Consider the following 24014-nt stretch of genomic DNA (forward strand, 5'->3'; position numbering starts at 1 on the left):
GCCGGCTCACCCGCTTGTCAGCTTCACGTTCATATAGTGACTCGCCTTGGTCAGTACCTCGGTACGCAAAATGTCCCAAAGCAGCGTAATATGATGCGTATATCCGCGGCACAAATAATCGGCATCAATACCGGTGTCCGTCCGCTTTTCCGGAAACAGCTTGATTCCCCGCTCCCTGAGCGCTCTCTTCAGCGCATAATGCTCTTGAAAGATCTGGCCCTGCACCTGTTCCAAGCTGTGAACAAGCAGCAAATCCAGCTTGAATCCCGATTGGTTCGCCAAATGAATATCGTCCTGAATGTAGTCCATCATAATGGGCAAAATAAGCGCTTCTTTTACCATCTGCAATTCATCCTTACTCAGCAATGGCGCATTCACCTATCATCAGCCTCCCGCACCCGGTAAAAATAAGAACACAAGTTCGTATTCTTTGTATTGCCTATTATATACCCAAGACGTACGTCGTATGCAAGAGGCGAATATGGAATTCAAAAAATTAACAAAAAGGAAAAAGATCGGGCCTTTTTGGGTCCGATCTTAAGGGGTAAGGCCATATAAATCCGCATGAACAAGCATCAAGATATCAAAAGATCAAGCGTAGCAAGAACACAAAGTATATCAAGCAACAAGCAGCCGCTGACCGGAATCATACCGTTATGTGGGAAGATCCCCTTTACAGCTTCCAATCCAGCCCGGGGGCTATCATCTTCACCACCGCCAGCTGCCTCAGCTTGTCGATCAAGTGCTGCTGAATGGCCTTCATGTGGTCATCCTTGGAAAATACATAATCCTATTACTAATACAAAAATCCCATAAATAATCACTGATTTCTTCACTACTGATCTCATAATAATTTCCTTTTCCTAGTTGTTAATATATACACAAGAACTTTGCTAACAAGTTACTCACGTCTCTCTTCCCGCACTGGCCTCACGTGTTGAGGAATGTCGCGTTTATCTATGGGGACGTATTCAACATTAAAGGATCCACGATAACCAAATAGCGGTCCGAAAAATTTGTTTTTCACTTGCACATTAATTTGGAACTTTCCTTTTTCATCATCGTACCACTCGCAGACATCAGCATAACCGGAGAATATCATTGGAAACCGAAAGCCTAGAATCCCCTCATAAAAAAATTGTTTCCCAGAACGTAGCCCCATTCCGCCATTCTCCGCAACAAACATATCGATTTCCACTGCCAAATGCTGGTGAGTACCTAAATAATCAATAATTTTATGTCGTTTTTCACTGTAAATCATCGTAGCATCAAAACGTCTGACTCGGTTTGGAAATTGATATGTTCGAATCCAAGTAACAGTCTCTCGCCCAAAGCTATCCCTGTATGCGTAATTCTCGATCGTGAAAGGAATATGCTTACCTCTCTGAGGAAAAAGGATGTTTCGCCAAGTACCTAGTGCCAGAAACGGAATTGTAAACCATTTACCATACCAAACATGTTCCATAACTCCTTTTCCAATAGAAGCTATTTGATTTTCGCTTCCGAAGCTAAATCTTTTTTGGATCTGAGGGTGGAGCTTGGCAAAATCTTCACCGAGGGCTTTTTCGTAGATTGAGGTCATGTTTGGTTACCCTTTTCAGGTGAATTTCGGAGACATCTTTCAGCAATCGGAAGCTCTGTTGCGTTTAGTAGACTGGTTATCGATAAAGCTATCATCGCTATATTCAGAGTAATTGGATTAAAAGGCGCTATATAGGTCGCTGGATGTGATGCCGCACTTAATCCAAGAAGAATTAAAACCATGATATTCAATTTATGCAGTCTTCTTCGCCTTTTGCCGCTCAAAATAAGAAACAAGATTCCGATTACAATTTCTCCTAATCCCATTAAAGTCAGGAGTGGTCTTCCGTAATCGGCAATACCTGCAATACTCCTTAAAATGTCCATTTCCCCCGAATCCGGAACTAACAGCTTTGGCACAAGTCCTTGATACACCCAAATGCTGAATAAGCTTGTTGTTATCATAACCTCCGAAATAGAACGCCTGATCAATACAGATGGAGAGACCCCCTGCTCAAGCCAAAGACGCAAACAGTCAAAACTCCATGCTGTCGCCCACCCCATTATCGGTCGGAATATGAATCTATCGATCCATATGCCAAATGCGCCAAAACGAGTTCTGTAATCATATCTTGTTAAGAAACGGATTCCATCAACTGTAGGCACATAACGCCAAAAGCCAGCTCCTTCAGATATTAGCGAAATGGGATTAGATGAACTGAATTTCAGGGTAGAGGTCATAATGCCGTCTTTCTCTTTGTTACCTACCGATTCGCCTTCTCCCGCAATACAAAGCCCAAAACCGATATTGGTTTTATATAAAAAGCGTTGGGGATGTTCTTCATTGGATTTGGGAATATATGTAATCTCTGAGAACCTTAAGTCCCATTGTTGATGCAAATTAGGTGTTTGCGTATATGTCCACAATGTTTCCATTGGTACCTTCATAAGAATTTCTACATAAATGGGTTTTCTATTGATCATGACTACCTCCTGTTTCCACATTATTTCGATAAATTCCAACTAACTCCTTCTTAATCTGAAAGTAGAAGGAACTGCTACGTTACTCTGCTTGTTCGTCAATGAAAAAGGGAGCAGCTGCCAGCCGTGGCGATCTGCTCCCTAGATTTGAAGCACAAAGTTCATTTCGAGATTCGCATCTAATGCCAAACATGCAATTAAAAGCATCAGAAGCACTAGAAAACCTACTGAAAAAGCCTACTGTATCCTAAGAGCCCTTGTGTCCGCCGACCAGAAACCGCCCAATCTGTGATTTGAGCCCGACTTTTCACTTACAATGGTACAGAGATCGCCCATACGGTAAGCATTTCCTTTCCCCAAACAAAAAAAGGGGACCTAACCAACGGGGTCAGGTCCAAGAGTTTATATTTAAAAGGGGTCTTGTAAGTAATCATACCCCATGATTGTTAACTGAGCGTAACGGCAATGTTCCAATTGTGTTACAAAATATTTCTATAAAATGAACTCCTGCCTATGGGGCGCTCCGTACGTAGAGAACCGCAACAATTTTTAGGCGATTGAGCATACTAGGCCTGTACAGCCAAAGTATTCCCCATACTGATTACAGGAGATTACCCCTATTTATGAATGAAGAATGGATTGTGAAGCAGATCGAGGAAAAGGCGCTGCCGCTGGAATCCGCAGAGTCCTTGAATGTTTTGATCGATGCCGTGCAGGATAAGCACTACGTTCTTTTGGGCGAGGCGAGCCATGGAACATCGGAGTTTTATAAATGGCGGATGGAGCTGAGCCGTAAGCTGATTGAGACGAAAGGTTTCCAGTTCATCGCCGTGGAAGGCGACTGGCCGGCATGTTATGAGGTCAACCGTTATATCAAGCAGTATCCCGGTGCCAAGAGCACGGCTCGCGAGGCGCTTGAAGCGTTTGACCGTTGGCCGACGTGGATGTGGGCCAATGAAGAGACGCAGGAGCTGGTGGAATGGCTGAGACAGTATAACACCGGGAAGCCTCCAGAGCAGCAGGTCGGATTTTACGGCCTGGATGTGTATTCGCTCTGGGAGTCCATAGAGGAAATCGAACGCTATCTAGCGGAAAAGGGAACGCCGGAGCAGCTGGCGATGGCGCGGGAAGCTTTTGAATGCTTCGAGTCCTACGAGCGGGAGGGCCAGTACTACGGCGTGTCGGCAGCTTTTTACGGAGAAAGCTGCAAGGATGAGGTCGTGAAGCTGCTGCGCGAGCTTCACGATAAGCGCGTGCGGCTCGGCAGCCACGACCGCGAAGCGGCGCTCAGCGCGGAGCTGAATGCGCTGACAGCGGTCCATGCGGAGGACTACTACCGCACGATGGTGCAGCATGACGCGGAGTCGTGGAACATCCGCGACCGCCACATGGTCAGCGCGCTCCAGCGGCTGACCGACTTCCACGGCCCAGACGCCAAGGCGATCGTCTGGGCGCATAACACGCACGTGGGCGACGCCCGTGCGACGGACATGCTGGCCGACGGCATGGTCAACGTCGGCCAGCTCGTGCGCGAAGCGCACGGTGAAGCCGATGTGCTCGTCATCGGCTTCGGCACGTACCGCGGCACGGTCATTGCCGCGACGAGCTGGGGCGCGCCGCTGGCGACGATGCAGGTGCCGCCCGCTCAGCGCGGCAGCTGGGAGGAGCTCCTGCACCGTGCAGGCGCGCGCGACCGGATCCTCCTGCTGGACAAGGAGGATCCGATGCTGGGACACGAGACGCTCGGTCATCGTGCCATCGGTGTCGTCTACCGCGCGGCATACGAGCGCGGCAACTACGTGCCGACCGTCGTGGCGCGGCGCTACGACGCCTTCATCTACATCGACGAGAGCCATGCGCTTCGTCCGCTGCATATACAAAAAGTGCTTGTGTGAGTTCTCACACAAGCACTTTTTTCATTCTAGCAGTCTGTCGGGCGGAGTAATGACCGCTTATACCTTCGACTGCATCCATCGGACAGACTCCTAGCACTTAAACGTCTGCGTGCCCTGCTTCAGGCTCTCTGCCATGCTGTGCAGCGAACCGGCATAGGCGCTCATTCGCGCTAACGATGCTGCCGGCTGCTCCAGCGAAGCGGCCGCATCCTGTGTGGCTGCCGAGGAATGAAGAACCAAATGACTTCCGACGTTATTCGAGAGATCCCCTTCATTTTCAGAACAGCTCCGTTATTGCGTGCTAGGTACCCTCTCCAAATAGTTTCATAATGGCAGGCGGAAGCGCAAACTGCTGCTTATTTATGACAATCTCATGGCTCTGCACCTCGGCGGCCTCTGCCTGAACCTCTTTAATATCAGATATCTCTTTATGCAGCCGCTCCATTTGGCGATCCAGCGCAGAAGCGGAATCCGCAGCTTCCCTCAGCTCCCGCAGCAGCTGATCCGGCACTTCCGCGTTATATTTGTAATAAATTTTGTGCTCCAGGCTGGCCCAGAAATCCATGGCAATCGTACGGATCTGAACTTCTACACATACGTATTCGCGTCCATCCGACATAAAGACAGGAACTTCCATAAGCAGATGAAGGCTTTGATAGCCGTTCGCTTTTTGGTGCTTGATGTAATCCTTCTCTTCCACGATTCTCAAATCCGTCTGCTTCTCCAGCATGTCCTTAATTTGATAAATATCGGTGATAAACGAACAAGTAATCCGCAGACCCGCGATATCCTTGATGTTTTCCCGGATGTTGGGCATTGAAATTTCGTAGCCTTTGCGCATCATCTTGTTGATAATGCTTTCCGGTGATTTCAAGCGTGACTTCGTATTTTCAATCGGATTGTATTCATGCAGAAACTCGAATTCCTCCATCAGAATTTCAATCCGGGTCTCCATCTCGGCCAAAGCAAATTTATACATCATCATAAATCGAGTTAACTCGTATTTGAACTGTTTCAATTGAGCCATTGGGTGCTGGTCCATCTTATTCTCCCTCCACTACCGCTTTGCTTCCCGCATAGCTACATTGTATACGTTAGCGCTGCCGCATTGCAAAACTGACGAGGAGCTTATATGCTTCGGCCGAATCAACACATGTGTTTGAACACATGCAGCTGCATTCGGTCTCGTCCGCGCAAAAAAAAGGAACCCAGGCAACGGTGCCCAGGTTCAAATGTTTTATATAAAAAGGGGGTCATGTAAGTAGTATAGCCCATCGATGTTAAGCGCTTGTATCAGAAATATTCCAATTGTGTTACAGAATGCTTCGCTATTTATACGCCTTTCGTTAGCCATGCAATGACCCAAGCGATTTCCTTCAGATTGCCGTCAGGAATAATTAACCAAGATATAAATGGGAGGTAAAGAGAGCGAAAGAGCAGAATGATATGTACCGTGACAGCATAACAACTTCAGCGGAGGTCAACAACATGAAACGTTTTTTTGCCATGTCCTTTTTCTCGAAAAATCTTCTTTTCACGTCGTTCAACATTGTTCTGATCGGGGCCGTGCTCATCGTCTCCAGTTACTTTTTGCAGAAAGATATTTTGGTCAGCCAGCTTCAAAACCAAATTAAAACCGTCACAGGAAATTGGGCGGCACAAATTGACTCCAAGCAGGTCATGCAGGCTAAAGAAGAAAAGGACTATCAAGGTCCCGTCCAAGCAGAAATCCGCAAGCAGCTTGATCTTGTCAGCCAATACAATCCAAGCGTCGCCCAGGCCTATATTTTCGGGACAGAGCTTCAAGACGGCAATAAAACGTCCATTATCGCAATGCCAACTCACGTTGCTGAAGAGCTTACGGAAGCGAAGCTCATGGCAGGCGATCTTTATGAACAGCCGGTTGTCGTAGCAAATATGTTGAAGCGGTTGCTAGCGACAGGAACTCCGACGCTGACAGACTACTATCAAGACGATTACGGGATTTGGACGACCATCGCCTATCCGATTAAAGATACAAACGGAAAAATTTATGCTTATTACGCGGTCGATATAGACGCAAAGGCGATTCCTGAAGGCCTACATAAGCTGCTGATCTACGGCATCTCTTTGCTCGCCGGCTTTTTGATCATCATCCTGACCTTTCAAATCATCGTCATTCGAAGATCGTTCCAACCGATCAAAGCCTTGATCCATGGCATTGACGAAGTAAGCCAAGGGCACCTGGACATCAGAATTCCAACTGGCAAAAATGATCTTGGCAGAGTGAATGAGAAATTTAACGAGATGGTGTCCAATATGAATGCAACGATTGTAAGCATTCAAGAGGCCTCTCATCAGCTTGCGGCCTCGGCTAAAGAGCTCAACCTATCATCCAATCGGAATAACGAGCATGCCGAAGTCATCAACAGCAGTGTGAAAGAAATTGCGAAAAGTATTCAGTACCAGGAAAATTCGAGCTTCGAGAGCTCACGTGCCATCTCCGACATGGCTGAAGTTGTGCAGACGGTCGCGCATAGCTCCTCGTCTGTGGCGGTTGAAGCGCAGGCTGTCGAGCAGATTTCGGAAAAAGGCGATACGGTGGTCAAAAACATGACCGGTCAAATGCAGCAAATCAACCAATTTGTCGGCAATTTGTCTCAATCTGTTACGATTCTGGACCGCCGCTCCCAAGAAATTGGAAACATCCTCAGTATGATTACGGGTATCGCGAACCAGACGAACCTCCTCGCACTCAATGCAGCCATTGAAGCTGCTCGTGTCGGCGAGCACGGACGCGGCTTTGCGGTAGTCGCATCTGAAGTTCGTAAGCTGGCTGAGCAATCGCAGCAGTCGGCCAAACAAATTGAGGAACTGATCAAAGAAATTCAACATGAGATCGGTCAGACGACCGATGCGATGCAGAGCGGCAAACAGGTTGTTGAACAAGGGATGTCGGTCGCCAGTGAAACAGGACGCCTGTTTGGGGATATTTTGGAGGCTATTCAGAAGGTGTCGCAGCGCATCCATGAAGTATCGACGGCAGCCCAAGATATGTCGGCTGGCACGGAGCAAATCGCTGCATCGGCGGAAGAGCTTACTCATTCCGCCAAGTCCACAGCTTCGAATGCAACTGAAATGACACGCTCAATTGACGAACAGAAGCAGTCCGTAGAAGAAATTGCCCGCTCGACGCATCAATTATCATCAACTGCGGATGAATTAAAGCAGCTTACTGCACAATTTCGTGTAAAGAAGGAACAACCATGATTCCGCAGCAGAATACTTCCAAACAACAGGATGCTACCCAAAGTTTCAGCAGTATGAGTGAAAGATATCCGCTCACGCTGCCTCTAGATTTCCCAAGCCAACAGCGCACGCATCGTGTCGCTACGTATAAAGAAAGCTGGGGTCAGAAGTTTGCGAGCAACTTCTTCATCAGGCTGAAAGTGCACCCGGCCGACAAACGGCGATTCACTTTGCCACGTTTGCCGCATGGCTGTATCGGATGACGGGTGAGGATGAAATCGGCTTCCTCGGCATCACTGAATACGGAGAGTCTGTACCGATTGCCGTTTCCTTCGAAAAGGGGCTTACCTTTGATAGGCTGATTGATGCGGTCAAGCTTCAACTGGCTGCTCGAAACCAAGGTGCTCTAGCGCTGGAAAATGAAGATTTGATCTTCAATTGCGGTTCTGTACTGCTGGAACAGGAGAAGCCGCTGCTTATTTGGCAGTGGCATCACGCGGACAACTTTGCGGAGATTCAGGTTAACTACGATGAAAGCGTCTTTCTCCAGACTACGCTGGATCGATTTACCGCTGCTTATCTGAAGCTGCTGCATGCAGCTTTATTCCGCAGCGCGACTTCGATCGGAGCGGTCGATATTATGACGGACGACGATCTAAGGCTCTATAAGGAGATCAATCATACCGAAGCCGATTATCCGAAGGATGCAACCTTCCACGGTATGTTTGAACGGTCAGCGGCAAGGTTTGGCGACCGTCCTGCCGTCTCTTCGCAGCAAGGCTGCTACACCTACGAGGAGCTGAACGCTCGGGCAAACCGTCTCGCGCACAAGCTGCTGCAGCTTGGACTGCGCAAAGGCCAATTTGTTGCTTTGTATATGGAGCGCAGCATCGAAACGGTTGTTAGTCTACTCGCTGTCATGAAAGCGGGCGGCGCCTATGTGCCCGTTGATCCGGAACATCCAGAGGAACGCGTGCGCTATATTTTGGAGGATACAAGGGCTCCGATCGTTCTTGCTAACGCGGAATCCTTGAGCAAAGCACATGCGCTTTCAAATTCGGTCACTACGATTAGGGACATGATTGCGGTTGATTCAGACTTGGAGGATTATCCTGCGCATAACCCGGACGTGGGCATCGCACCGAGTGAGCTGGCTTACGTGATTTATACATCCGGCTCAACCGGCAAGCCCAAAGGGACGATGCTCGCGCATGAGGGCGTTGTCAATATGGGGAGTGTCATTGGCAGCGAATTTGCCATGAATGAATACGATGTTTTGCCGCAATATGCCACTTACAGCTTCGATGCCTCGGTCTGGGATACCGTGGCTGCGCTGTTCCACGGCGCTCATTTGTATCTCTTATCCCGGGAGGAACGCGTTTCGGTGGAAGCCTTCGCCAGTGCGGTTGAACGGACAGGCACAACAAAAATTGCCATTCTTCCTACTGTGTTCTTCAACCAGCTGATTTCCTATTTGTCCGACAGCGGATATCGAAAGCTAGAGAAGGTCCAGCTTGTCATGGTAGGCGGAGAAGCTCTTAACGGTGAACTCGTCCGTGCTTTTCAGCGGAGATTCGGTAAGCGGATTGACATTTATAATCTGTACGGTCCAACCGAGTGTACGGTGGTTGCGACGATGCACAAGGTTGTTGGTGATGTGCCCGAGCAGGTGGCCCAGATTCCCATTGGCCGTCCTTTACGCAATTATCGGGTGTATATTACCAATGAGGAAGGCCAGCTTTGTCCGGTCAATGTGCCCGGGGAGCTGTATATTGCAACAATAGGCATGGCAAAGGGGTATCTGAACCAGCCGGAGAAAACGGCGGCAGCCTTCATCGACAGTCCTTTTAACCCCGGGGAAAACGTATACCGCTCCGGCGACATCGTCAAGCTGCTGAGTGACGGTTCGATCGAATATGTAGGACGGCGTGACCATCAGGTGAAAATTCGCGGACACCGCATTGAGATCGGAGCGATCGAAGATGCGTTCACACAATTCCCGGATATCAGAGATGCAGCCGTCATTCCTCGTAAGGACGAAGAGGGACACACCATGCTGATCGGATTCTTCACGTCAAAAGATGGCGGCCCGATCCAAGATGGGGCGATTAAAGAATATTTGGGCAGCAAGCTGCCCAGCTATTATGTGCCGAGATGGATCCGTCAAATCGACGTGATGCCCCTGTCTCCGACTGGAAAAGTAGACCGCAAACAGCTTGCAACCTATGACTATGCAAATGACAGCATGGACCCTGTTGTTGATGCCAAGCCTTTGAGCGAAACCGAACAGAAAATCGCGCAGCTTTGGAAAAAATTGCTGAAGCTCGGGCATGTAGCCGAAAGCGACGATTTCTTCGAATTAGGCGGCGATTCGCTGAATGTCATTCAGATGCAAGTTTATTTAAAGCCGGAATATCCGCAGCTGACGCTCGGCAATTTATTTGAATATACAACGTTGACACGACTTGCCCAGCATCTTGATGAACTCCAGAACGCGGAGGAACATAGCCATGAAGCCCGCGAAGACGAAATGAGCATAGATGATCGAAAGCCCCATCCTTCTTCGGCATGGGACGGAGAGAACTTCCGTGAGCTTATCGAACATCCCTTAGAATTCGGCATGGAATCGGTAAGGAAGCTCTCCTACGCCGAACCTCGTCATGTACTTCTTACAGGCGGGACGGGCTTTCTGGGATCACGCATTTTGTATGACCTCTTAAGAATGAGCAGAAACACGGTTATCTATGCTTTGGTGCGGGGGTCTCAACCGGGAGTTGGAGCGCAGCGCCTTTTGGAAATCATGCACCACTACTTCGGCAGTGAAGTGCTGGAGCTGATGAATGACCGGGTGATCATGATCGAAGGTAATCTGGATCGCGATGAGCTGTGTGAGCGGAGTCAGGATTATGAGATGCTGGTCCAACATATCGACGCCATTATTCATGCGGCTGCCGACGTCAGGCATTTTGGTGATCGCCGCAAATTTGAACGGACTAATATTGCCGGAACGGCCGCTTTGCTCAAGCTGGCTGCAGCAAAACCGGGTGTCCGCTTCCATTATATTTCAACGATAGGCATCCCTGAGGAATTGGCTGAGCTGGGGCTGTGGGATCAAGCACTTCAGCACGAACGGATTCCTGAAGAGCTTCATGTGAAAGGTGTATATACGGAAAGCAAATTGGAAGCGGAAAAAATGGTGCTTGCCGCTGCCGACGAGGGGCTGGCCGTTACGATTTACAGACCCGGCAATTTAACCTGCGATTCATTGACAGGAAGCTTTCAACGCAATATCGACGGAAATGCTTTCTATCGGATGCTGAAAGCCATGCTTCTTCTCGAGCGTGCACCGCGCGCACGATGGAAGGTCGATTTCACCCCTATCGATTACGCGGGACAAGCGATCACTGTACTCGCGCTTAAGCCGGATACCGTAGGCCGTATGTTCCATATCTGCAATCCGAATCCGCTTTTCTACGATGAATTGTTAGGTATGATCAATCAGCTTGGATACATGGTGGATCTTGTTGATCCCGCTGATTATACATCATGGCTGCTCGATCTTCATGAGAACAAGCATCAGGAAGGCCTACAACTAGCCATGGCTTACCTGGAGGGAGACGGTGCCAAAGATTCGCCTTACACATTCGACTCCTCGCAAACGGTTGCTTATTTAAAAGGAACAGGGGTTACCTGTCCTGTGATTGATCTTGCTTTTATACGGCGGATGTTTGAGGAAGCAGTGTCCCAGGGGTACTTCCATGCTGTCAGGGAAATGCTGGACGTCTAAGAACGGATCGTCGGCACAAGGCGGATTTCGATCAACGGTCCTTGGATCGTAGAGGGACGATGGGATGGGGATAAAATACCTCTTTCGGGTTATTATAACGAGCTTCATGACCATGTTAAACTAGCTGTATCTCACCGAAGGAGGCTATGTCTATATGTCCGAGGATCAAAAAACAGTCCAACAGGAAGAAACCCAGGCAGAAAGTCAGGAAATTGAGTTACAGGATCTTGAGCAAGAATTATCGGAAAAAGAACTGGACGGAGTCCAGGGCGGACGCGGCAGACAGAGACGGCGTGGAGCATAGAAAAGCAGGAACCCTTTTTCAAAGTGTCGATAAAATCCGTTGGATTTTTCGGCACTTTTATTTCAATATCCGATTTTCTGCCTAAAGGACCTAATCAGGGACCTAAAATGCTCATTCTCCAAGCACCCATATGTAATCATCCAGCATTCGATCCACTGCCTCCCCAATAAGTAAGGTTAATTCGGCCAAGGAACCTGACTCATCGGCAGAACGAAGGGCTTCATAGTACTTGGCACGATCCTGCTGACGAATCACGGCAGGGGGATAGCCATGCTGAGCTAGAATCAAATTCATAAGCAAGCGGGCCGTCCGCCCATTACCATCAATAATCCCATTTATCTCCGTAAAAATTATTGTACATAATGTGAAAATTACATCATAACTGTTTTTAATTCTGTGTATCAGGTTATTGAATAGATATGTACATAAAATATTTATTGAACATATTAAAGGATACCCCTTGTAAATTGTCCCTTAACTTCATCTTGCTGCACTGTTAAACCAAGAATCCCTTACTCTGAAGGAGTGATTCTCCACCTAAGTGTCTCTTGTCCGACATTGATCTTTCTCGATCCTATTTTACTTATTGCTATTAATCCAACTCCATAGTGACGTTGAATAAACGTCCCAGTTAGTTATTCCATAATAACTTCTAATAGATCTTTTCAACTGATTTTAGGATGTCGTAACCACAAACATCAGTGACATTTCAGCCCATTCCATTAGTCGATATGTAATCTACACCTGATCCGGCTTTGCTGATTTTTTCCGCCCGGTATAAGTTCTGCAGAACTCGATCGAGTCTTCGTATACCGCTAGGATGCGTTTCCACCCTTCGCAGGTATTCCACCAGTTCGAGGGCATCAGGGATATACCCTCCGCGAATAACCGAAAGCACCGTATACAACGATAAGCGGATGTTCCCAGGAATATCACCTCTTGCTAGTAGCTCCCTGATAATTAAAAGCCCTACTCCCGGCATCTTGTGGCAGATCGGTGTCAGCAGTGATACTTTAAACTTCAGCTCTGCTTTGTCTTCCAAACCGAGCGCATGGAAAATCTCAATGGTTTTTTCTATGGAAGCGGACAACAGCAATAAAATCAACTGCGCGAGCCGCCGGGAATACACGATCGAGCCCGAATTCAGACCAACGGCGATATAGTCCAGTGCCTTTTTCATGCTTTTGCGGTTCGTGAAGGTATCCGGCGATCTGAGCGAATGCCGCTTGGCAGATGTCTGCAAAAACGTCTCCACTGCAGTACGAGGATCTACATAAAGAAGGCTACTGAACAGGATCGTATTTAACCAGATGCTGATATCCTTATCCATAAACAACTCTTGTATTGCAATCTCCAAGAGTAATGGAAAGTATTTAAGTGGAAAAGCGTGTTCTTTCTTCGATAATTTATAGCTTGGGTAAATTACCCCTGCAAACGGTGACTCGTAAAATTTCTTACCCCATTGATCTTGTTTACGTATTAACTTGTTTTTTGGAACTTCATTAAGCAATCCCTTATCGGACAGAAATGCGTAGAAATTCGTTAAGGTTCTTTCATATAGTTTAACTGTTCCTCGGCTTACCTTCTTTTCGCTTCCTAAATAGTTTAAAAATTTTGTCCCATGTGAAAGCTTTAGATCCGTGAACGCGGTAATATTTAACGCTTTCCTATTTTTTATGATGTAATTCAAAAATCCGATCAGATTGTCAGAGTGTTTTTTCATAGTGGCATACTCACGAAAATAGTACCGGCTAATGATAAATTCTGAAACTGGATGTATAACTTTGACCTCACATCGTATATTGCTATTGTCTTCATCAATTGGATTGCAATGAATTTTTTTAGCCAAGGATATAACCGCAAATTGCTTACGACCACCATTCCAATCAAGCCACATGACATCTGTAAAGAAACGAAATTGATTTATTCGAATAATGTTATTTAAATCAGCATCTAGCACCTTTACACCACCACCCACATCAATTTCTAGTGCTTTACATATAAGGCGTATTGTTCTAGTATTTCTCTATAATTTCTACATCGGAATAATAATCTTAAATCTTGAGTTAAAGGGAGACATTCTTAATGTTAAATAAAAAGATAGTTCGGAATGCTATAAGATGCAGGCATTGCCTAGATGTTATCGAATCTACCAACCTGCATGATTTTAAATATTGTAGTTGTAAAAAAGTAGGGGTAGATGGCGGTTTCGATTATTTAAAACGATTGGGAGAACCAGCAGATTATGAGGAAATGTCAGATTGGACAGAGGAATAGGACAACCTTGGCAGGTTGGTAAAACTTCAGTCTACTAAATTTTAGGACAAGGAAAAATATATACATATTCCAAGAACGTTGGAACTGAAGCTCAAGGAGGCTATGAATATGAAAAGAGACCCTGCCCAGATTTTAATTGAGGTTAATGAAAGATTAACCAAAGAAATGAACGAATTATTTGACGAAATCACTTCTCTTATCAGAATAGCCGACCCAATAAAATTAGTGGAAGATCTATCATCTAGATTAATTATTTTTAATGACTTTCATGGTAACTCAAATTCTTTTTTAACATTGAGTCAGTTGGAGTTTATCTTAGGGTTGCTTCTTAGCCGCGAACAATATGTTGCTAACGAAGAAAAACTAACATTAGATTCTTATCAAATAGCAACTCTAGCCAGTAAAGTTGAGAAATACTTTACTAATTGGACCTTCACTTATCATTATAAAAATCACAATAAAATTCCCAATGATGCTGAAAGTGAAAAAGACCGTTTGATCTCTTCGCTAGTAACTCACCATTCAACTGTGAGAGGCGATACATTCTATGATCAAGAAGGGTATCAACTATTAGCACTCTTCAATCCATTTAAAAAGTGGATGGATGATAACCTAGGTTTTAATATTGAAGATGCAACGATCTTTGTTGATAGGATTACAGATTATTATTCAAATAAATTAGATTGTTTTTTTAATTCGAGTTTACCACCCGATAGTTCTCGAAACTCCATCAGAGTAAATCAAAGATTTCGTAACAAAAACCAAACATATTCTTTAGACCAACTAAGAGGGTTACTGATCTTTCAAGAGTCTAACATCTTGGGTTTAGACGAAAATAATTCAATTAAATTTAATTCTTTTCTTGATTGCTTTTCAGTTGAGTATGGACATTCGTTCAATGAAAACTTTAAGTTCCCCTCTGATACAAACATTTTCAGAGCAAATCCAATTTTTAAATATAAAAATGATCTAATTGTGCCATCCCCTTCAAGTCTAATGTGGGCAATTCAATCAGTTATTGAAGAAAAGATGAAGAATGATTCTAAACAATGGGAAAAATATCAAAAACACAAAGGTAAATATTTAGAATCTGAAGTAGCCTCCGCATTCAAAATTATTTTCCCGAATGCTACTATACATCAATCTCTTTTCTATGAGTCAGTTACAGACGGAGAACTTAAAAAATTTGAAATTGATTGTCTCATTATCTACGATACAAATATTCTATTAATAGAATCAAAAAGTGGCGTGTTTTCTGAAAGTGCACGAAAAGGGGGCATAAGAAGACTTGAACGGATAATTAAGGACAATATTGAGAGTGCATTTGTGCAGGCCCACAGGGCTAGAGACTATATTAATAATAGTGAACTTCCTATTTTTAGAGACCGAAAAGGAAACGAGCTATTACGGATTGAGAAAGCAAATTATTATAGGATATTCTTAGTTAGTATGACACTTCATAATTTCGGTCAAATAGCAACTATGTTGCAAAAATACGGAAAAGCTAGAATGTATAGTTACGATGAATACCCAGTTTCTTTAAATATAAATGATCTAAAAATAATGGCCGAAAGTATTACATCCCCCTCTCATTTTCTACATTACTTGCACAGAAGAGTAAAAATAAATAATCGCGTAAGCGACAAGTCAACAATTGTAACTACCGATGAACTTGACTTGTTTGCACACTACTTTGAAACAAATCTTTTTTATGATAATGAGAATGAATATGACTTAATACATATCCCGGATTATGCTCCAGAATTTAATCAGAGGTATTTACTTAAAACTATGGGTATGCCTGTTCAACCACTCGAGCAGAAACTAAACCCTCAGTTTAAAAAAATTATTTCAGACTTAGAAGATCTTGGACAGTTTGGTTTCACAAATATCATTATTAACCTTCTCGACTTAAGTAATGATGCGAGAGAAAATCTTATAAAGTACTTAGATATAATCTCTAATAAGACACGTGTCGATGGTAAATTCCATGATTTTAGTATGGCTCTTTTCAATAATCCAAATGACCTCAAGTCAGGAGTCGGCATTACACTTACAACAGGTCTACTAAAAGACCGTGAAAAAATGGCTAAACAGTTATTTACACACTGCCAACTAAAGAAAAATCAACAATGTTACTATGAGTGGATAGGTATCGGAAGATATATAGACTCTACTCGTTGGTTCGTAGATGAGGCTACGTATATGAGGTATGAAGAAGAGTATGATGAGCAGCTAGATAGTCTTGCTTCGGAATATTTACGAGGACAAAAGGTAACTATCAATAAAATCCCTAGGAATAGTCCCTGTCCATGTGGTAGTGGTGTAAAATACAAAAAATGTCATGGCAAGTAAGACTTATGATGTCTGATCCTACTGCCTAATCGGCAACACATCGACACTTCCGTCAAAGGTATTACTCCCAGGTTTTCAATAATTTTATCATTGCAATCAAACACAAAGGAGCAGAATATGAGTGAATTCCAAATAAAAAGCCCTGTATTACAAGCAGCGTTCTTTGGTAGCCATTACTGTGAGAACTCAAAGTTAGTTACGAATGGGTATATAAACAATGATAATCATAAAATTGCGAGAGCTTTCTTATCATATTGTAGTGAAATCCTGTTCAATATTCGTAGATTTCCGGGTTTTGAAGAAGATTATAGACTTGTTGAAGGGAACCATTATTTCAAAACATTTAGTATTTTAAATCTAAATGAAATTAATGAAGCTATCAAAGAATTAACAAAATTGTATAATCACACACAAACAAATCTACTTTCACATCCATCAGTTTCAAATGGGAAGATAGTTATAAAAAGATCACTATCTCAGTTTGAAAGAAAACAAGTGTCGAAACAACTTAAAGAAAAAAACAATGTATTGAATATTACACTAATATCATTACATCGTATAAAGATTATGGAGGCCTGTACGAATACGGATCCCCCATCCTTTTAACACGTGAAGTAGATATTGCAGACATACTTATGCATTATGAATTCTTAAGATACCCAAATAACACTTGTTCTGGAGAATCTAAAGAGTACGAGATTTTATTAGTTAATAAAGATCCGTTTGGTAGAGAATATATTGATATCTCTAATTTTATTTTTGATGAGTCAAAATTTTATAATGATGAGGTCAGGGATCATTTTGACTATGGATATTTTGATCAGAACAGATTAGAGAATTTATTTATAAATTTAGAGTCGATAAAAGATACACCATGTCAGAAACCGTTTATTAGAAAATTATTAAAACTTCAAAACATTATTGATACATTAAAGGGACGCTAATCGGGCGGACAATCCTACTACAGAGCTGTTTCCTTACGTGCTTTTACTAAGTACATTTTTGTGTGATACAAACTCGTGAAATAGACAGATCGATTCCTGGAGGAGGATACACGTGGGTAGAATAATTTTTAAATCTGAGGAAGTAGAAAAAAAGTTGCATGAAATATTTTCTTTCTGTCATGAAAATCGTATTGATCTTACAATTGAGTCTATTGAATTAAGTTCATATGAGATTCGAAGACAAGAGGATTTTGATTTAAAACAATTCCTGCAGCAGGAACACTTTGATATGGAAATTTATATTACCGATGATTCAGAAATAAGGATTGGCCTCCAGAGGGTTTTTGAGGATGAAGAAGTTACATTTGGATATTTCTATGAAGCTATGAATACGGCTCTTGTTGGAGAGGTTGTAGAAAATAAGCAGTTTTTAAGTCCACGATTCTTTCTTGTTTATGTGGATTGCGATTTGAATGTATTAGAAAAACTGGATGAACAGGAGTATTCCATTAATCAGCTTTGGGGTGATACTGAAATTGATGTATCCATTGCCCAGGGGTTAACCAGCTTTGGTATTCGACTATCATTAGATGGAAATTATGATAAATATTATCCTCCGGTGGTAAGCGAGGACACATTTATACAAATCAAAACCAACCGTGATTTAGATCTTCGAATATTTGAAGATATTGTTCAATCCTACATTTTTGAGCTGCAAAGTGCTTTCTCTTTGAATCTTCAGCGGGTAACCCGAATTACTGGACTTGAGTACTATGATGATGATGATAGAACAGATTCTCCTAAGAGAACGCAAAAAATGCGGCCGTTATTGAATGGAAAAGGGTAAGCGTCTAATAACCAGGTGTATGGCAAAAGAAAAACCCATGGTTCATGAATAACCACAGGCTCTGCGTTTATGTACAATGTCTTTGAACTTCCGTACTCCATGGAAGGCACGCATCAAGTAGCTCTGGCTGTTGACGAAATGCATTCCCTGGCAGCTGCTGCAACAAATATACTAGATATTTGTACGGGTTCAATCCATTTGCCTTTGCGGTCTCTACGATGCTGTAGATCGCTGCACTTGCGGTTGCCCCCCGTGGACTGCCGCTGAATAACCAATTTTTTCGGCCGACCGTAAAGGGACGAATGCTGTTTTCTGCTAAATTGTTCGAGATCACACAGTTCCCATCTTGTAAGTAATTCATCAACTCTTGCTTATGGTTACGCGCATACTTCAGCGCTTCGCCTAGCTTGGATTTAGGAAGCACCTTGCTTTTGGCCGTTTCTACCCATGACCAAAAAGCATCGAGTACAGGTTTTTCCTGCACCAGACGTTGCTCCTTTCGATCTTCAGTAGTATGTGACTTAAACTGTGACTCCAGCTCGAAAAGCTTGTTGCAATAAGCTACTCCTTCACTAGCAAGCGACTCTTCCGACTGCTTCGCCTCTGGTGGCAACGCCTCAACAAACTTACGTCTAAGATGCGCCCAGCACAGGCAGGATGTCGTCCCTGTTAGATTCGCATAGCCCGAGTAGGCGTCGCTATGTAGATATCCCTTGAATCCTTTCAGGAACGCTTGCGGGTACTTCGCCCCTCGCCCTGGTTGGTACTCAAAGATTCGTATGGGATGCTCACTATGCTGCCCACTGCTGTAGATCCACATGTAAGAGTCAGTCGTGTTCTTCCGTCCCTTCTCATTCATCACCTGCAAGGGCGTTTCATCCGCATGAAGATATCGCTCCCCTACAAGCAACTCATGCAGTCGATTCACCAATGGCTTTAGCCAGTCTCTTGAGGCTGCGATCATCCAATTCGCCATAGTTGCCCGACTCAGATCAAGACCGATGCTCTTCCATTCCTTCTCCTGACGGTACAGGGGCATGCTGTTCACAAACTTCTGGTACATGACCCATGCCACAGAGGAAGCGGAGGCCATTGAATGCTGGATGACCGGCGTAGGCGTCACTGCCTTTTTCATTTGAGGCATGTCCTCTTTCCGACAGGTCCGGCACTCCAAGGTTTCTCTGTAGATATCAATCGCTCGCACGCGGGCAGGGATAAACTCCACTTCCGTGCGCACGAACTCTTCGCCCACCAAGACAAGCTCGCTTTGGCATACGTCACAACAACGGTCCTGTACCTGAAATAGCTGCTTTTCATGCGGAAGATCCTGGAGCAGCTCCGCTCGTTCACCTACATGCTTCTTCCGCTGGTAGCTTTGGATCTGCTCGATGCTTGGCTCCTGTGCAGTGCGTGAAGCTGCTGTCTCTGCCTCATCAAATAAAGACAGCTGCTCCACTCCTATTGGGAGGGAAGCTGTTTTCTCGGAGCTTTTGCCGTACAGCTTCTGCGTTAGAAATTGCACGGTTTCTTGTAGCCGCTTATTCTCTTTTTCCAGGTCGCCGATGCGATGTTCCATTTTTTGGAGCTGTTCCGAGGGGCTCATGAGCTACCGTTCCTTCACTGTTTTCTATGTCTACCATTATACCATAGAAGCAGGTATAAACCCAGATTTCACAAGGGTTTTCGGCACTTTTTTGACTTAGATGGAAGGAGTGAAATCCAGCTTTCTGACAGCTTTCGGCTGATGGATAGATAGCCCCTCCAGCAACCACCGAAACTCCTGTGGCGTAATCGAGCGTACGGCTTCCGCATCCATGGGCCACTGGTATTGACCTGATTCCAGTCGCTTGTATAACAGGACGAAGCCATCACCTTCCCAGTACAAGGCTTTCATTCGATCGCGCTTGCGACCGCAGAACAAAAACAAATGATTCTGAAACGGGTTTAATTGTAGCTGATGTTGCACCACGAGAATAAGACCATCAATGGATTTTCGCATATCCGTATAACCACAAGCAATATACAGTTGATCGGCCTTCGAGATGTCACCGAACATACTGCAGGATGCGAAGCGTCTGTTCGAGAAGTAAGGTAGACGCATGCTGATGAATTTCGATCGTAACGGCATCCGTACGAAGGATGATCGCCGCTTGTTCATGACTTGCTTCGGAACGCGGAGGGTTCGCCCGCAAAGATGGAGGGACTGAAACCAGTGTTGGTTCATTCGGAGATGAGGAGGCAGGAAGGGATTCACAAGCAGCTTCACGGATCTTTCGAAGCCAGTAATAGTAGCTTTTCACGCTGACATCGTGCTCGGCACACCATCGAACCACGGTCTGACCACTGGAACGGCAGTCACGAACAATCTCGGTCCACTGCTGAAGCCGATAGCGATTCCTCATTTCTAGAGTTTGCAATTGGACACACTCCCATTAGAGTTTTTCGAGTAGAGTCGAAAAACTCCAACGACTTACTCTAAAGGAATTGTCTCAAAATCTAGACTGCCTTGGAATACACCTTCTTGTTAGACGCTTACGGAAAAGGGATCTCTACAGTGCTCGAGATCTATAATTCATGTAACGAAGTCGAAGATAATGAATATCGCATTCTGAATTACACGAAGGTAATTGAGTTTGTCTCCCAAACAGTATTACGAAAAGAAATGCTGGAATCCATAATGAAGAAGTTGTATAGCCCTAAGGTTCTTCAGCCCGATGCAACTTACATGCTGGAGTTAGAACAGCTGTATGATGAGCATCGTAATAATAAAAAGGATCATCAGGCAATTAAATTAACGGTAGAAACTTGTTGTGATCTCACTGACATTATTGATATTGCTCCCGTTTTTTTGAAAAAATTAGTGAAATAAAAAAGAAAGGGGACAATAAAGAATTACGTTCTGCGTGTCTCGAAGAACTGGCTAGTGCTATCTCAGACACTCGTAATATGATTGCTCATGCCAAGACTAACTACAGACTAAAGGGGAGGGAATGCCCTGAAGACCAACTAGGTGAATTTGCCGGATGTTTGAAGGTAGTTGCAACCCAAGCAATTCGTTGGTTCGCAAGACAGCATGAAGATAGCAGAATTGTGTAACATGCATAAATGTAAACGTCAAACAGCCCCCCACCTTGTCTTTGAGAGGAGTATTGACGCTTACGCTTATGTCTTCCCGACAAAAACAAAGGGATGCCCCTTTGGCAGCCCTTTGACAGAGAAACCAATTTTCGTTCAACGAAAGATTTCGACTGAGGAATCCCTGGATGTTTGGAGTAAAATCCCATAGAGCTCCTTATGTGGGGGCGTTTCCGTTTTTTAGTAATTACGTTGATCAATCAAAGCTTTGGTAGTATCGCATATATTGTCATAATGCAGAAGTCGTATTTTCTGCTCTTCAAGGTGTTCCCGCCGAATTCTACGGGTTGTTTCGTTTAAATCTTCCCGTCTTCCAGCGACAACCACGTAGTTAAACCGAGTTGTATCTAATATATAGAACTCGTCAGGTAATTGCATGTCAGGGTGCTTGTATTTTTTTAATTCATGGGTAAATGCCGCGTAGTTTCCCTGCAACAATACTTTCCAATCTTTTGTTTGTTTAATCCCCTTTCTAAAAGCTGCTCCAAGCTCGCCATCAGCAAGTGTAATTAGCTTATCTGGATGCTCTAGCTCTACGAATATAAAAGAGTACCCATCTGAATTTTGCCCTATCAACAAATAATCCACTTTAAATGTTGCGCTAAGTTGGAATTCAGGGAAGATAAAAGCATCGTGGTGTCCAAAGTCGTAATAATTAAAAATGGAACCGATTATGTAGTAGGCATTAGCGTCCTTAATGTACCTAGCAACGTCACGTTCATCTTTAATCGAACCATCGTCCAATTTGGTAAGGAACTTATCTACGACAGATTCAATTTCCTCCCGTTTATCTAAGTCGACGATGTCTAAATAGTTGTTCGGGAATAGGCTTTTAAAGTGTCTAGCAGCTTTGGGGTATTCCCTGAATAAGCTTTTTCTAACATCGAGCTCACCAAGCTTACGGACTTTTTCTCTCTCTAAAACTTGATCGTATTCGCTCTTTTCTTCACTCGTTAGTACGGTATAATCCCTATCAAATAATTTCATGTGCAAATTCGCCTTCTTCCTGATTTATAAGTACATTTTATTTTATTGGGATCAATTAAACGTTCGATTTGGATCTACCAAAAGTATCATAAAAAACAATAATATCTTCCCTAACCCAGCTAGGGCTTTCGTCCGTCCCTACACTATAGTAAGAGCTTGAGAAGCAATGCGGCTTGCTGGGCGCGAATCTCTCCTCTTTCTCTCAGATCCCCAGGTCGAGATTATGTTTTCAATGAAAAACATGTTAATGTTAGTGTAGATGTATATTAATCGAAGGAGCGTTTAACTATGCAAGATTATTCCTTAGACCTAGCATCGGAACGTATTAAACACCCTAAAACGAAAGAATATTTTCGTGAGGTTATGAGTTCATATGCGATTGGGAATTTTAGATCTGCGGTTCTTTCTCTCTATGCGGTCGTTATTTCTGATCTTGTATTTAAACTAAAGGACCAGGTGGAGCGTGAAAATGATCCCGGTGCGATGAGAATCTTACAAGAGGTGGAGGCAGATAAGAAGAGAGACGTCACATCCTCCAGATGGGAGATGATGCTGGTTGACAAGATATCCCAGGAAACCAAGCTCCTCGAGCTATCGGACAAGGCGAATATTGAATATCTAAAGGACCATCGCAATTTATCCGCGCACCCCAATATTCTTGATACGGAAGACAATGTGCTGTTTACGCCGAATAAAGAGACTGTTCGAGCGCATATTCGCAACATGCTCGAGGGGGTGCTGACGAAGTCCTCCGCTCATACGGCCAAGTTGGTTGATCTGATTATCACGAAACTGCCTCAGATTTATGACCTTGCTGACGATGAGTCTGAGTACGATCGAATGTTTATGAAGCGGTACTTAGGCGAAATGAATGAGAAAGCCGTGGTAAGCCTGTTTAAAAAACTCTGGAAATTCACTTATAGACTGGATGACAAGGACTGTGAGGACAATAGGGATGTAAATGCCCGAACAATTGAGTTAATTAATCGAATGTACCCTGATCTAGTCATTAAGTGTTTGACGGATGACCCGGCGTACTATAGCCAGGTTTCACTAGATAAAGAACAACTAAATAAAATTATTGATTTGTTTAATCAATCTCCGCGACTATTTACCCTTCTTGATGAAGATGTACAGAAGCAAATGGATGCGGAGATTAAGAGAAATAGTTCTCGTTATGTCCGTTCATGGTTCCTCAGTGGGAGTCCGGAGGATCACCTTATTAGTGCAACACAGTACTTACGTTCTCGCAATTTTAGTAACATTTCCCTTCATAAATTCGGAGAACTTGCAAGGCAGGTCAATAAGATGGATGACTATCGGAAAATGCTCATTAAATATTTTTCAAATGCCGGTAGTTACCAAGATGGGTATATGCGATTTGATCATGTCAGACGGAAATTAGACGATTTTAACGAAGAGCAGTTTAAAGAATTACTGAACGTGATGAATTCTAATAAGCAAATATACAATGCAAATGGATGTTCGGGAATGGTAGACGATATACAAGAGGCAGCGGAAAATAATCTTGGTGGGAAGATCGACTTAAGCCCTTATCCCAATCTCAGGTAATAAGCTTTACTTAAGAAAAATCATGAGTAAATTTCGAATTAATATTAAAAAACTCCCTCGCAAAAAAAGGAGTTTTTTCTTTTTGTCTTGTATGTAAGTCGCCGTCAGCTTCTTGATTTATCTGCCAGATTCGGCACTAGGTCTTCGTTAGTTAAGTCAAGTTAACCTACTTGTTACTTCT

The 24014-nt window shown here is 44.0% G+C and carries 23 protein-coding genes; 12 read left to right on the forward strand and 11 right to left on the reverse strand.

Features of this window, described 5'->3' with window-relative positions; genetic code table 11:
- Nucleotides 1-6 precede the first annotated feature (6 nt).
- The 3 genes from L0M14_RS20860 to L0M14_RS20870 form a co-directional block, all read right to left on the reverse strand.
- A complete protein-coding gene (locus tag L0M14_RS20860; protein WP_235118503.1) occupies nucleotides 7-378 on the reverse strand; it encodes a YhjD family protein in 372 nt (123 codons plus the stop codon).
- Between the two features lie 523 nt (nucleotides 379-901).
- Nucleotides 902-1582: a DUF4166 domain-containing protein gene (locus tag L0M14_RS20865; protein ID WP_235118504.1), complete on the reverse strand. Its 681-nt coding sequence runs from the start codon at nucleotides 1580-1582 to the stop codon at nucleotides 902-904.
- Nucleotides 1579-2505 carry a DoxX-like family protein gene (locus L0M14_RS20870; protein ID WP_235118505.1) on the reverse strand — a complete coding sequence of 309 codons (927 nt, stop codon included), beginning with the start codon at nucleotides 2503-2505 and terminating at the stop codon, nucleotides 1579-1581. The genes L0M14_RS20865 and L0M14_RS20870 overlap by 4 nt, the downstream gene beginning before the upstream one ends.
- Nucleotides 2506-3125: 620 nt before the next feature.
- Here L0M14_RS20870 and L0M14_RS20875 point away from each other — a divergent pair.
- Nucleotides 3126-4397, forward strand: a complete 1272-nt coding sequence (locus L0M14_RS20875) for an erythromycin esterase family protein (RefSeq protein WP_235118506.1) — start codon at nucleotides 3126-3128, stop codon at nucleotides 4395-4397.
- Nucleotides 4398-4487: 90 nt separating this feature from the next.
- Here L0M14_RS20875 and L0M14_RS20880 read toward each other — a convergent pair whose 3' ends face one another.
- Both L0M14_RS20880 and L0M14_RS20885 read right to left on the reverse strand, forming a co-directional pair.
- The gene (locus L0M14_RS20880) at nucleotides 4488-4637 is read right to left on the reverse strand and encodes a hypothetical protein (protein ID WP_235118507.1); all 150 of its coding nucleotides are present in this window, start codon (nucleotides 4635-4637) and stop codon (nucleotides 4488-4490) included.
- Nucleotides 4638-4698: 61 nt separating this feature from the next.
- Nucleotides 4699-5439 carry a GTP pyrophosphokinase gene (locus tag L0M14_RS20885; protein WP_235118508.1) on the reverse strand — a complete coding sequence of 247 codons (741 nt, stop codon included), beginning with the start codon at nucleotides 5437-5439 and terminating at the stop codon, nucleotides 4699-4701.
- 446 nt (nucleotides 5440-5885) lie between these two features.
- Between L0M14_RS20885 and L0M14_RS20890 the strand changes: the two genes are divergently transcribed.
- The 4 genes from L0M14_RS20890 to L0M14_RS20905 all read left to right on the forward strand — a co-directional run bounded on the left by L0M14_RS20890 (nucleotide 5886) and on the right by L0M14_RS20905 (nucleotide 11716).
- A complete protein-coding gene (locus L0M14_RS20890) occupies nucleotides 5886-7646 on the forward strand; it encodes a methyl-accepting chemotaxis protein (protein ID WP_235118509.1) in 1761 nt (586 codons plus the stop codon).
- Entirely contained in the window at nucleotides 7643-7888 is a 246-nt protein-coding gene (locus L0M14_RS20895) for a hypothetical protein (RefSeq protein WP_235118510.1), read from the forward strand. The genes L0M14_RS20890 and L0M14_RS20895 overlap by 4 nt, the downstream gene beginning before the upstream one ends.
- On the forward strand, nucleotides 7885-11412 hold the full coding sequence (locus L0M14_RS20900; RefSeq protein ID WP_235118511.1) for a non-ribosomal peptide synthetase: 3528 nt from the start codon (nucleotides 7885-7887) through the stop codon (nucleotides 11410-11412). Before L0M14_RS20895 ends, L0M14_RS20900 begins: the two co-directional genes overlap by 4 nt.
- Before the next feature lie 154 nt (nucleotides 11413-11566).
- A complete protein-coding gene (locus L0M14_RS20905; protein WP_235118512.1) occupies nucleotides 11567-11716 on the forward strand; it encodes a hypothetical protein in 150 nt (49 codons plus the stop codon).
- Between the two features lie 111 nt (nucleotides 11717-11827).
- Here L0M14_RS20905 and L0M14_RS20910 read toward each other — a convergent pair whose 3' ends face one another.
- Nucleotides 11828-12016 (reverse strand): hypothetical protein, encoded by a 189-nt coding sequence (locus L0M14_RS20910; RefSeq protein ID WP_235118513.1) that lies wholly within the window; start codon nucleotides 12014-12016, stop codon nucleotides 11828-11830.
- A gap of 409 nt (nucleotides 12017-12425) precedes the next feature.
- Nucleotides 12426-13676, reverse strand: a complete 1251-nt coding sequence (locus L0M14_RS20915) for a hypothetical protein (RefSeq protein ID WP_235118514.1) — start codon at nucleotides 13674-13676, stop codon at nucleotides 12426-12428.
- Between the two features lie 125 nt (nucleotides 13677-13801).
- Between L0M14_RS20915 and L0M14_RS20920 the strand changes: the two genes are divergently transcribed.
- The 5 genes from L0M14_RS20920 to L0M14_RS20940 all read left to right on the forward strand — a co-directional run bounded on the left by L0M14_RS20920 (nucleotide 13802) and on the right by L0M14_RS20940 (nucleotide 18139).
- Complete coding sequence (locus L0M14_RS20920; protein ID WP_235118515.1) at nucleotides 13802-13993, forward strand: DUF7695 domain-containing protein; 192 nt, start codon at nucleotides 13802-13804, stop codon at nucleotides 13991-13993.
- A 108-nt stretch (nucleotides 13994-14101) separates the two neighbouring features.
- Entirely contained in the window at nucleotides 14102-16348 is a 2247-nt protein-coding gene (locus L0M14_RS20925; protein ID WP_235118516.1) for a YecA family protein, read from the forward strand.
- 117 nt (nucleotides 16349-16465) lie between these two features.
- Complete coding sequence (locus L0M14_RS20930; RefSeq protein ID WP_235118517.1) at nucleotides 16466-16954, forward strand: hypothetical protein; 489 nt, start codon at nucleotides 16466-16468, stop codon at nucleotides 16952-16954.
- 29 nt (nucleotides 16955-16983) lie between these two features.
- Nucleotides 16984-17292: a hypothetical protein gene (locus L0M14_RS20935; RefSeq protein WP_235118518.1), complete on the forward strand. Its 309-nt coding sequence runs from the start codon at nucleotides 16984-16986 to the stop codon at nucleotides 17290-17292.
- A gap of 112 nt (nucleotides 17293-17404) precedes the next feature.
- Nucleotides 17405-18139, forward strand: a complete 735-nt coding sequence (locus L0M14_RS20940; RefSeq protein WP_235118519.1) for a hypothetical protein — start codon at nucleotides 17405-17407, stop codon at nucleotides 18137-18139.
- Between the two features lie 67 nt (nucleotides 18140-18206).
- On the opposite strand, the gene tnpC is transcribed toward L0M14_RS20940, so the two are convergent.
- The 3 genes from tnpC to tnpA form a co-directional block, all read right to left on the reverse strand.
- Nucleotides 18207-19742, reverse strand: coding sequence for an IS66 family transposase (gene tnpC / locus L0M14_RS20945; RefSeq protein WP_235118520.1), 1536 nt, complete (start codon nucleotides 19740-19742; stop codon nucleotides 18207-18209).
- Nucleotides 19743-19838: 96 nt separating this feature from the next.
- Nucleotides 19839-20138: an IS66 family insertion sequence element accessory protein TnpB gene (gene tnpB / locus L0M14_RS20950; protein WP_235118521.1), complete on the reverse strand. Its 300-nt coding sequence runs from the start codon at nucleotides 20136-20138 to the stop codon at nucleotides 19839-19841.
- 46 nt (nucleotides 20139-20184) lie between these two features.
- Nucleotides 20185-20556 (reverse strand): IS66 family insertion sequence element accessory protein TnpA, encoded by a 372-nt coding sequence (gene tnpA / locus L0M14_RS20955; protein ID WP_235118522.1) that lies wholly within the window; start codon nucleotides 20554-20556, stop codon nucleotides 20185-20187.
- 104 nt (nucleotides 20557-20660) lie between these two features.
- Here tnpA and L0M14_RS20960 point away from each other — a divergent pair, with 104 nt between their 5' ends.
- Nucleotides 20661-21008 carry a hypothetical protein gene (locus tag L0M14_RS20960; RefSeq protein WP_235118523.1) on the forward strand — a complete coding sequence of 116 codons (348 nt, stop codon included), beginning with the start codon at nucleotides 20661-20663 and terminating at the stop codon, nucleotides 21006-21008.
- Nucleotides 21009-21454: 446 nt separating this feature from the next.
- Here the strand turns inward: L0M14_RS20960 and L0M14_RS20965 are convergent, their stop codons facing one another.
- Nucleotides 21455-22261, reverse strand: a complete 807-nt coding sequence (locus tag L0M14_RS20965; protein WP_235118524.1) for a Shedu anti-phage system protein SduA domain-containing protein — start codon at nucleotides 22259-22261, stop codon at nucleotides 21455-21457.
- A 288-nt stretch (nucleotides 22262-22549) separates the two neighbouring features.
- Here L0M14_RS20965 and L0M14_RS20970 point away from each other — a divergent pair, with 288 nt between their 5' ends.
- Nucleotides 22550-23833 (forward strand): hypothetical protein, encoded by a 1284-nt coding sequence (locus L0M14_RS20970; protein ID WP_235118525.1) that lies wholly within the window; start codon nucleotides 22550-22552, stop codon nucleotides 23831-23833.
- Nucleotides 23834-24014: the final 181 nt, after the last annotated feature.

It is taken from the genome of Paenibacillus hexagrammi (assembly GCF_021513275.1).
Taxonomy (GTDB): Bacteria; Bacillota; Bacilli; order Paenibacillales; family NBRC-103111; genus Paenibacillus_E; species Paenibacillus_E hexagrammi.

What these genes read in the sequence shown, in the direction of transcription:
- L0M14_RS20865 (WP_235118504.1), bottom strand. Translation starts at nt 1,582, where the DNA reads ATGACCTCAATCTACGAAAAAGCCCTCGGTGAAGATTTTGCCAAGCTC.
- L0M14_RS20870 (WP_235118505.1), bottom strand. Translation starts at nt 2,505, where the DNA reads ATGATCAATAGAAAACCCATTTATGTAGAAATTCTTATGAAGGTACCA.
- L0M14_RS20875 (WP_235118506.1), top strand. Translation starts at nt 3,126, where the DNA reads ATGAATGAAGAATGGATTGTGAAGCAGATCGAGGAAAAGGCGCTGCCG.
- L0M14_RS20885 (WP_235118508.1), bottom strand. Translation starts at nt 5,439, where the DNA reads ATGGACCAGCACCCAATGGCTCAATTGAAACAGTTCAAATACGAGTTA.
- L0M14_RS20890 (WP_235118509.1), top strand. Translation starts at nt 5,886, where the DNA reads ATGAAACGTTTTTTTGCCATGTCCTTTTTCTCGAAAAATCTTCTTTTC.
- L0M14_RS20895 (WP_235118510.1), top strand. Translation starts at nt 7,643, where the DNA reads ATGATTCCGCAGCAGAATACTTCCAAACAACAGGATGCTACCCAAAGT.
- L0M14_RS20900 (WP_235118511.1), top strand. Translation starts at nt 7,885, where the DNA reads ATGACGGGTGAGGATGAAATCGGCTTCCTCGGCATCACTGAATACGGA.
- L0M14_RS20905 (WP_235118512.1), top strand. Translation starts at nt 11,567, where the DNA reads ATGTCCGAGGATCAAAAAACAGTCCAACAGGAAGAAACCCAGGCAGAA.
- L0M14_RS20920 (WP_235118515.1), top strand. Translation starts at nt 13,802, where the DNA reads ATGTTAAATAAAAAGATAGTTCGGAATGCTATAAGATGCAGGCATTGC.
- L0M14_RS20925 (WP_235118516.1), top strand. Translation starts at nt 14,102, where the DNA reads ATGAAAAGAGACCCTGCCCAGATTTTAATTGAGGTTAATGAAAGATTA.
- L0M14_RS20930 (WP_235118517.1), top strand. Translation starts at nt 16,466, where the DNA reads ATGAGTGAATTCCAAATAAAAAGCCCTGTATTACAAGCAGCGTTCTTT.
- L0M14_RS20935 (WP_235118518.1), top strand. Translation starts at nt 16,984, where the DNA reads ATGCATTATGAATTCTTAAGATACCCAAATAACACTTGTTCTGGAGAA.
- tnpC (WP_235118520.1), bottom strand. Translation starts at nt 19,742, where the DNA reads ATGAGCCCCTCGGAACAGCTCCAAAAAATGGAACATCGCATCGGCGAC.
- tnpB (WP_235118521.1), bottom strand. Translation starts at nt 20,138, where the DNA reads ATGCGAAAATCCATTGATGGTCTTATTCTCGTGGTGCAACATCAGCTA.
- L0M14_RS20965 (WP_235118524.1), bottom strand. Translation starts at nt 22,261, where the DNA reads ATGAAATTATTTGATAGGGATTATACCGTACTAACGAGTGAAGAAAAG.
- L0M14_RS20970 (WP_235118525.1), top strand. Translation starts at nt 22,550, where the DNA reads ATGCAAGATTATTCCTTAGACCTAGCATCGGAACGTATTAAACACCCT.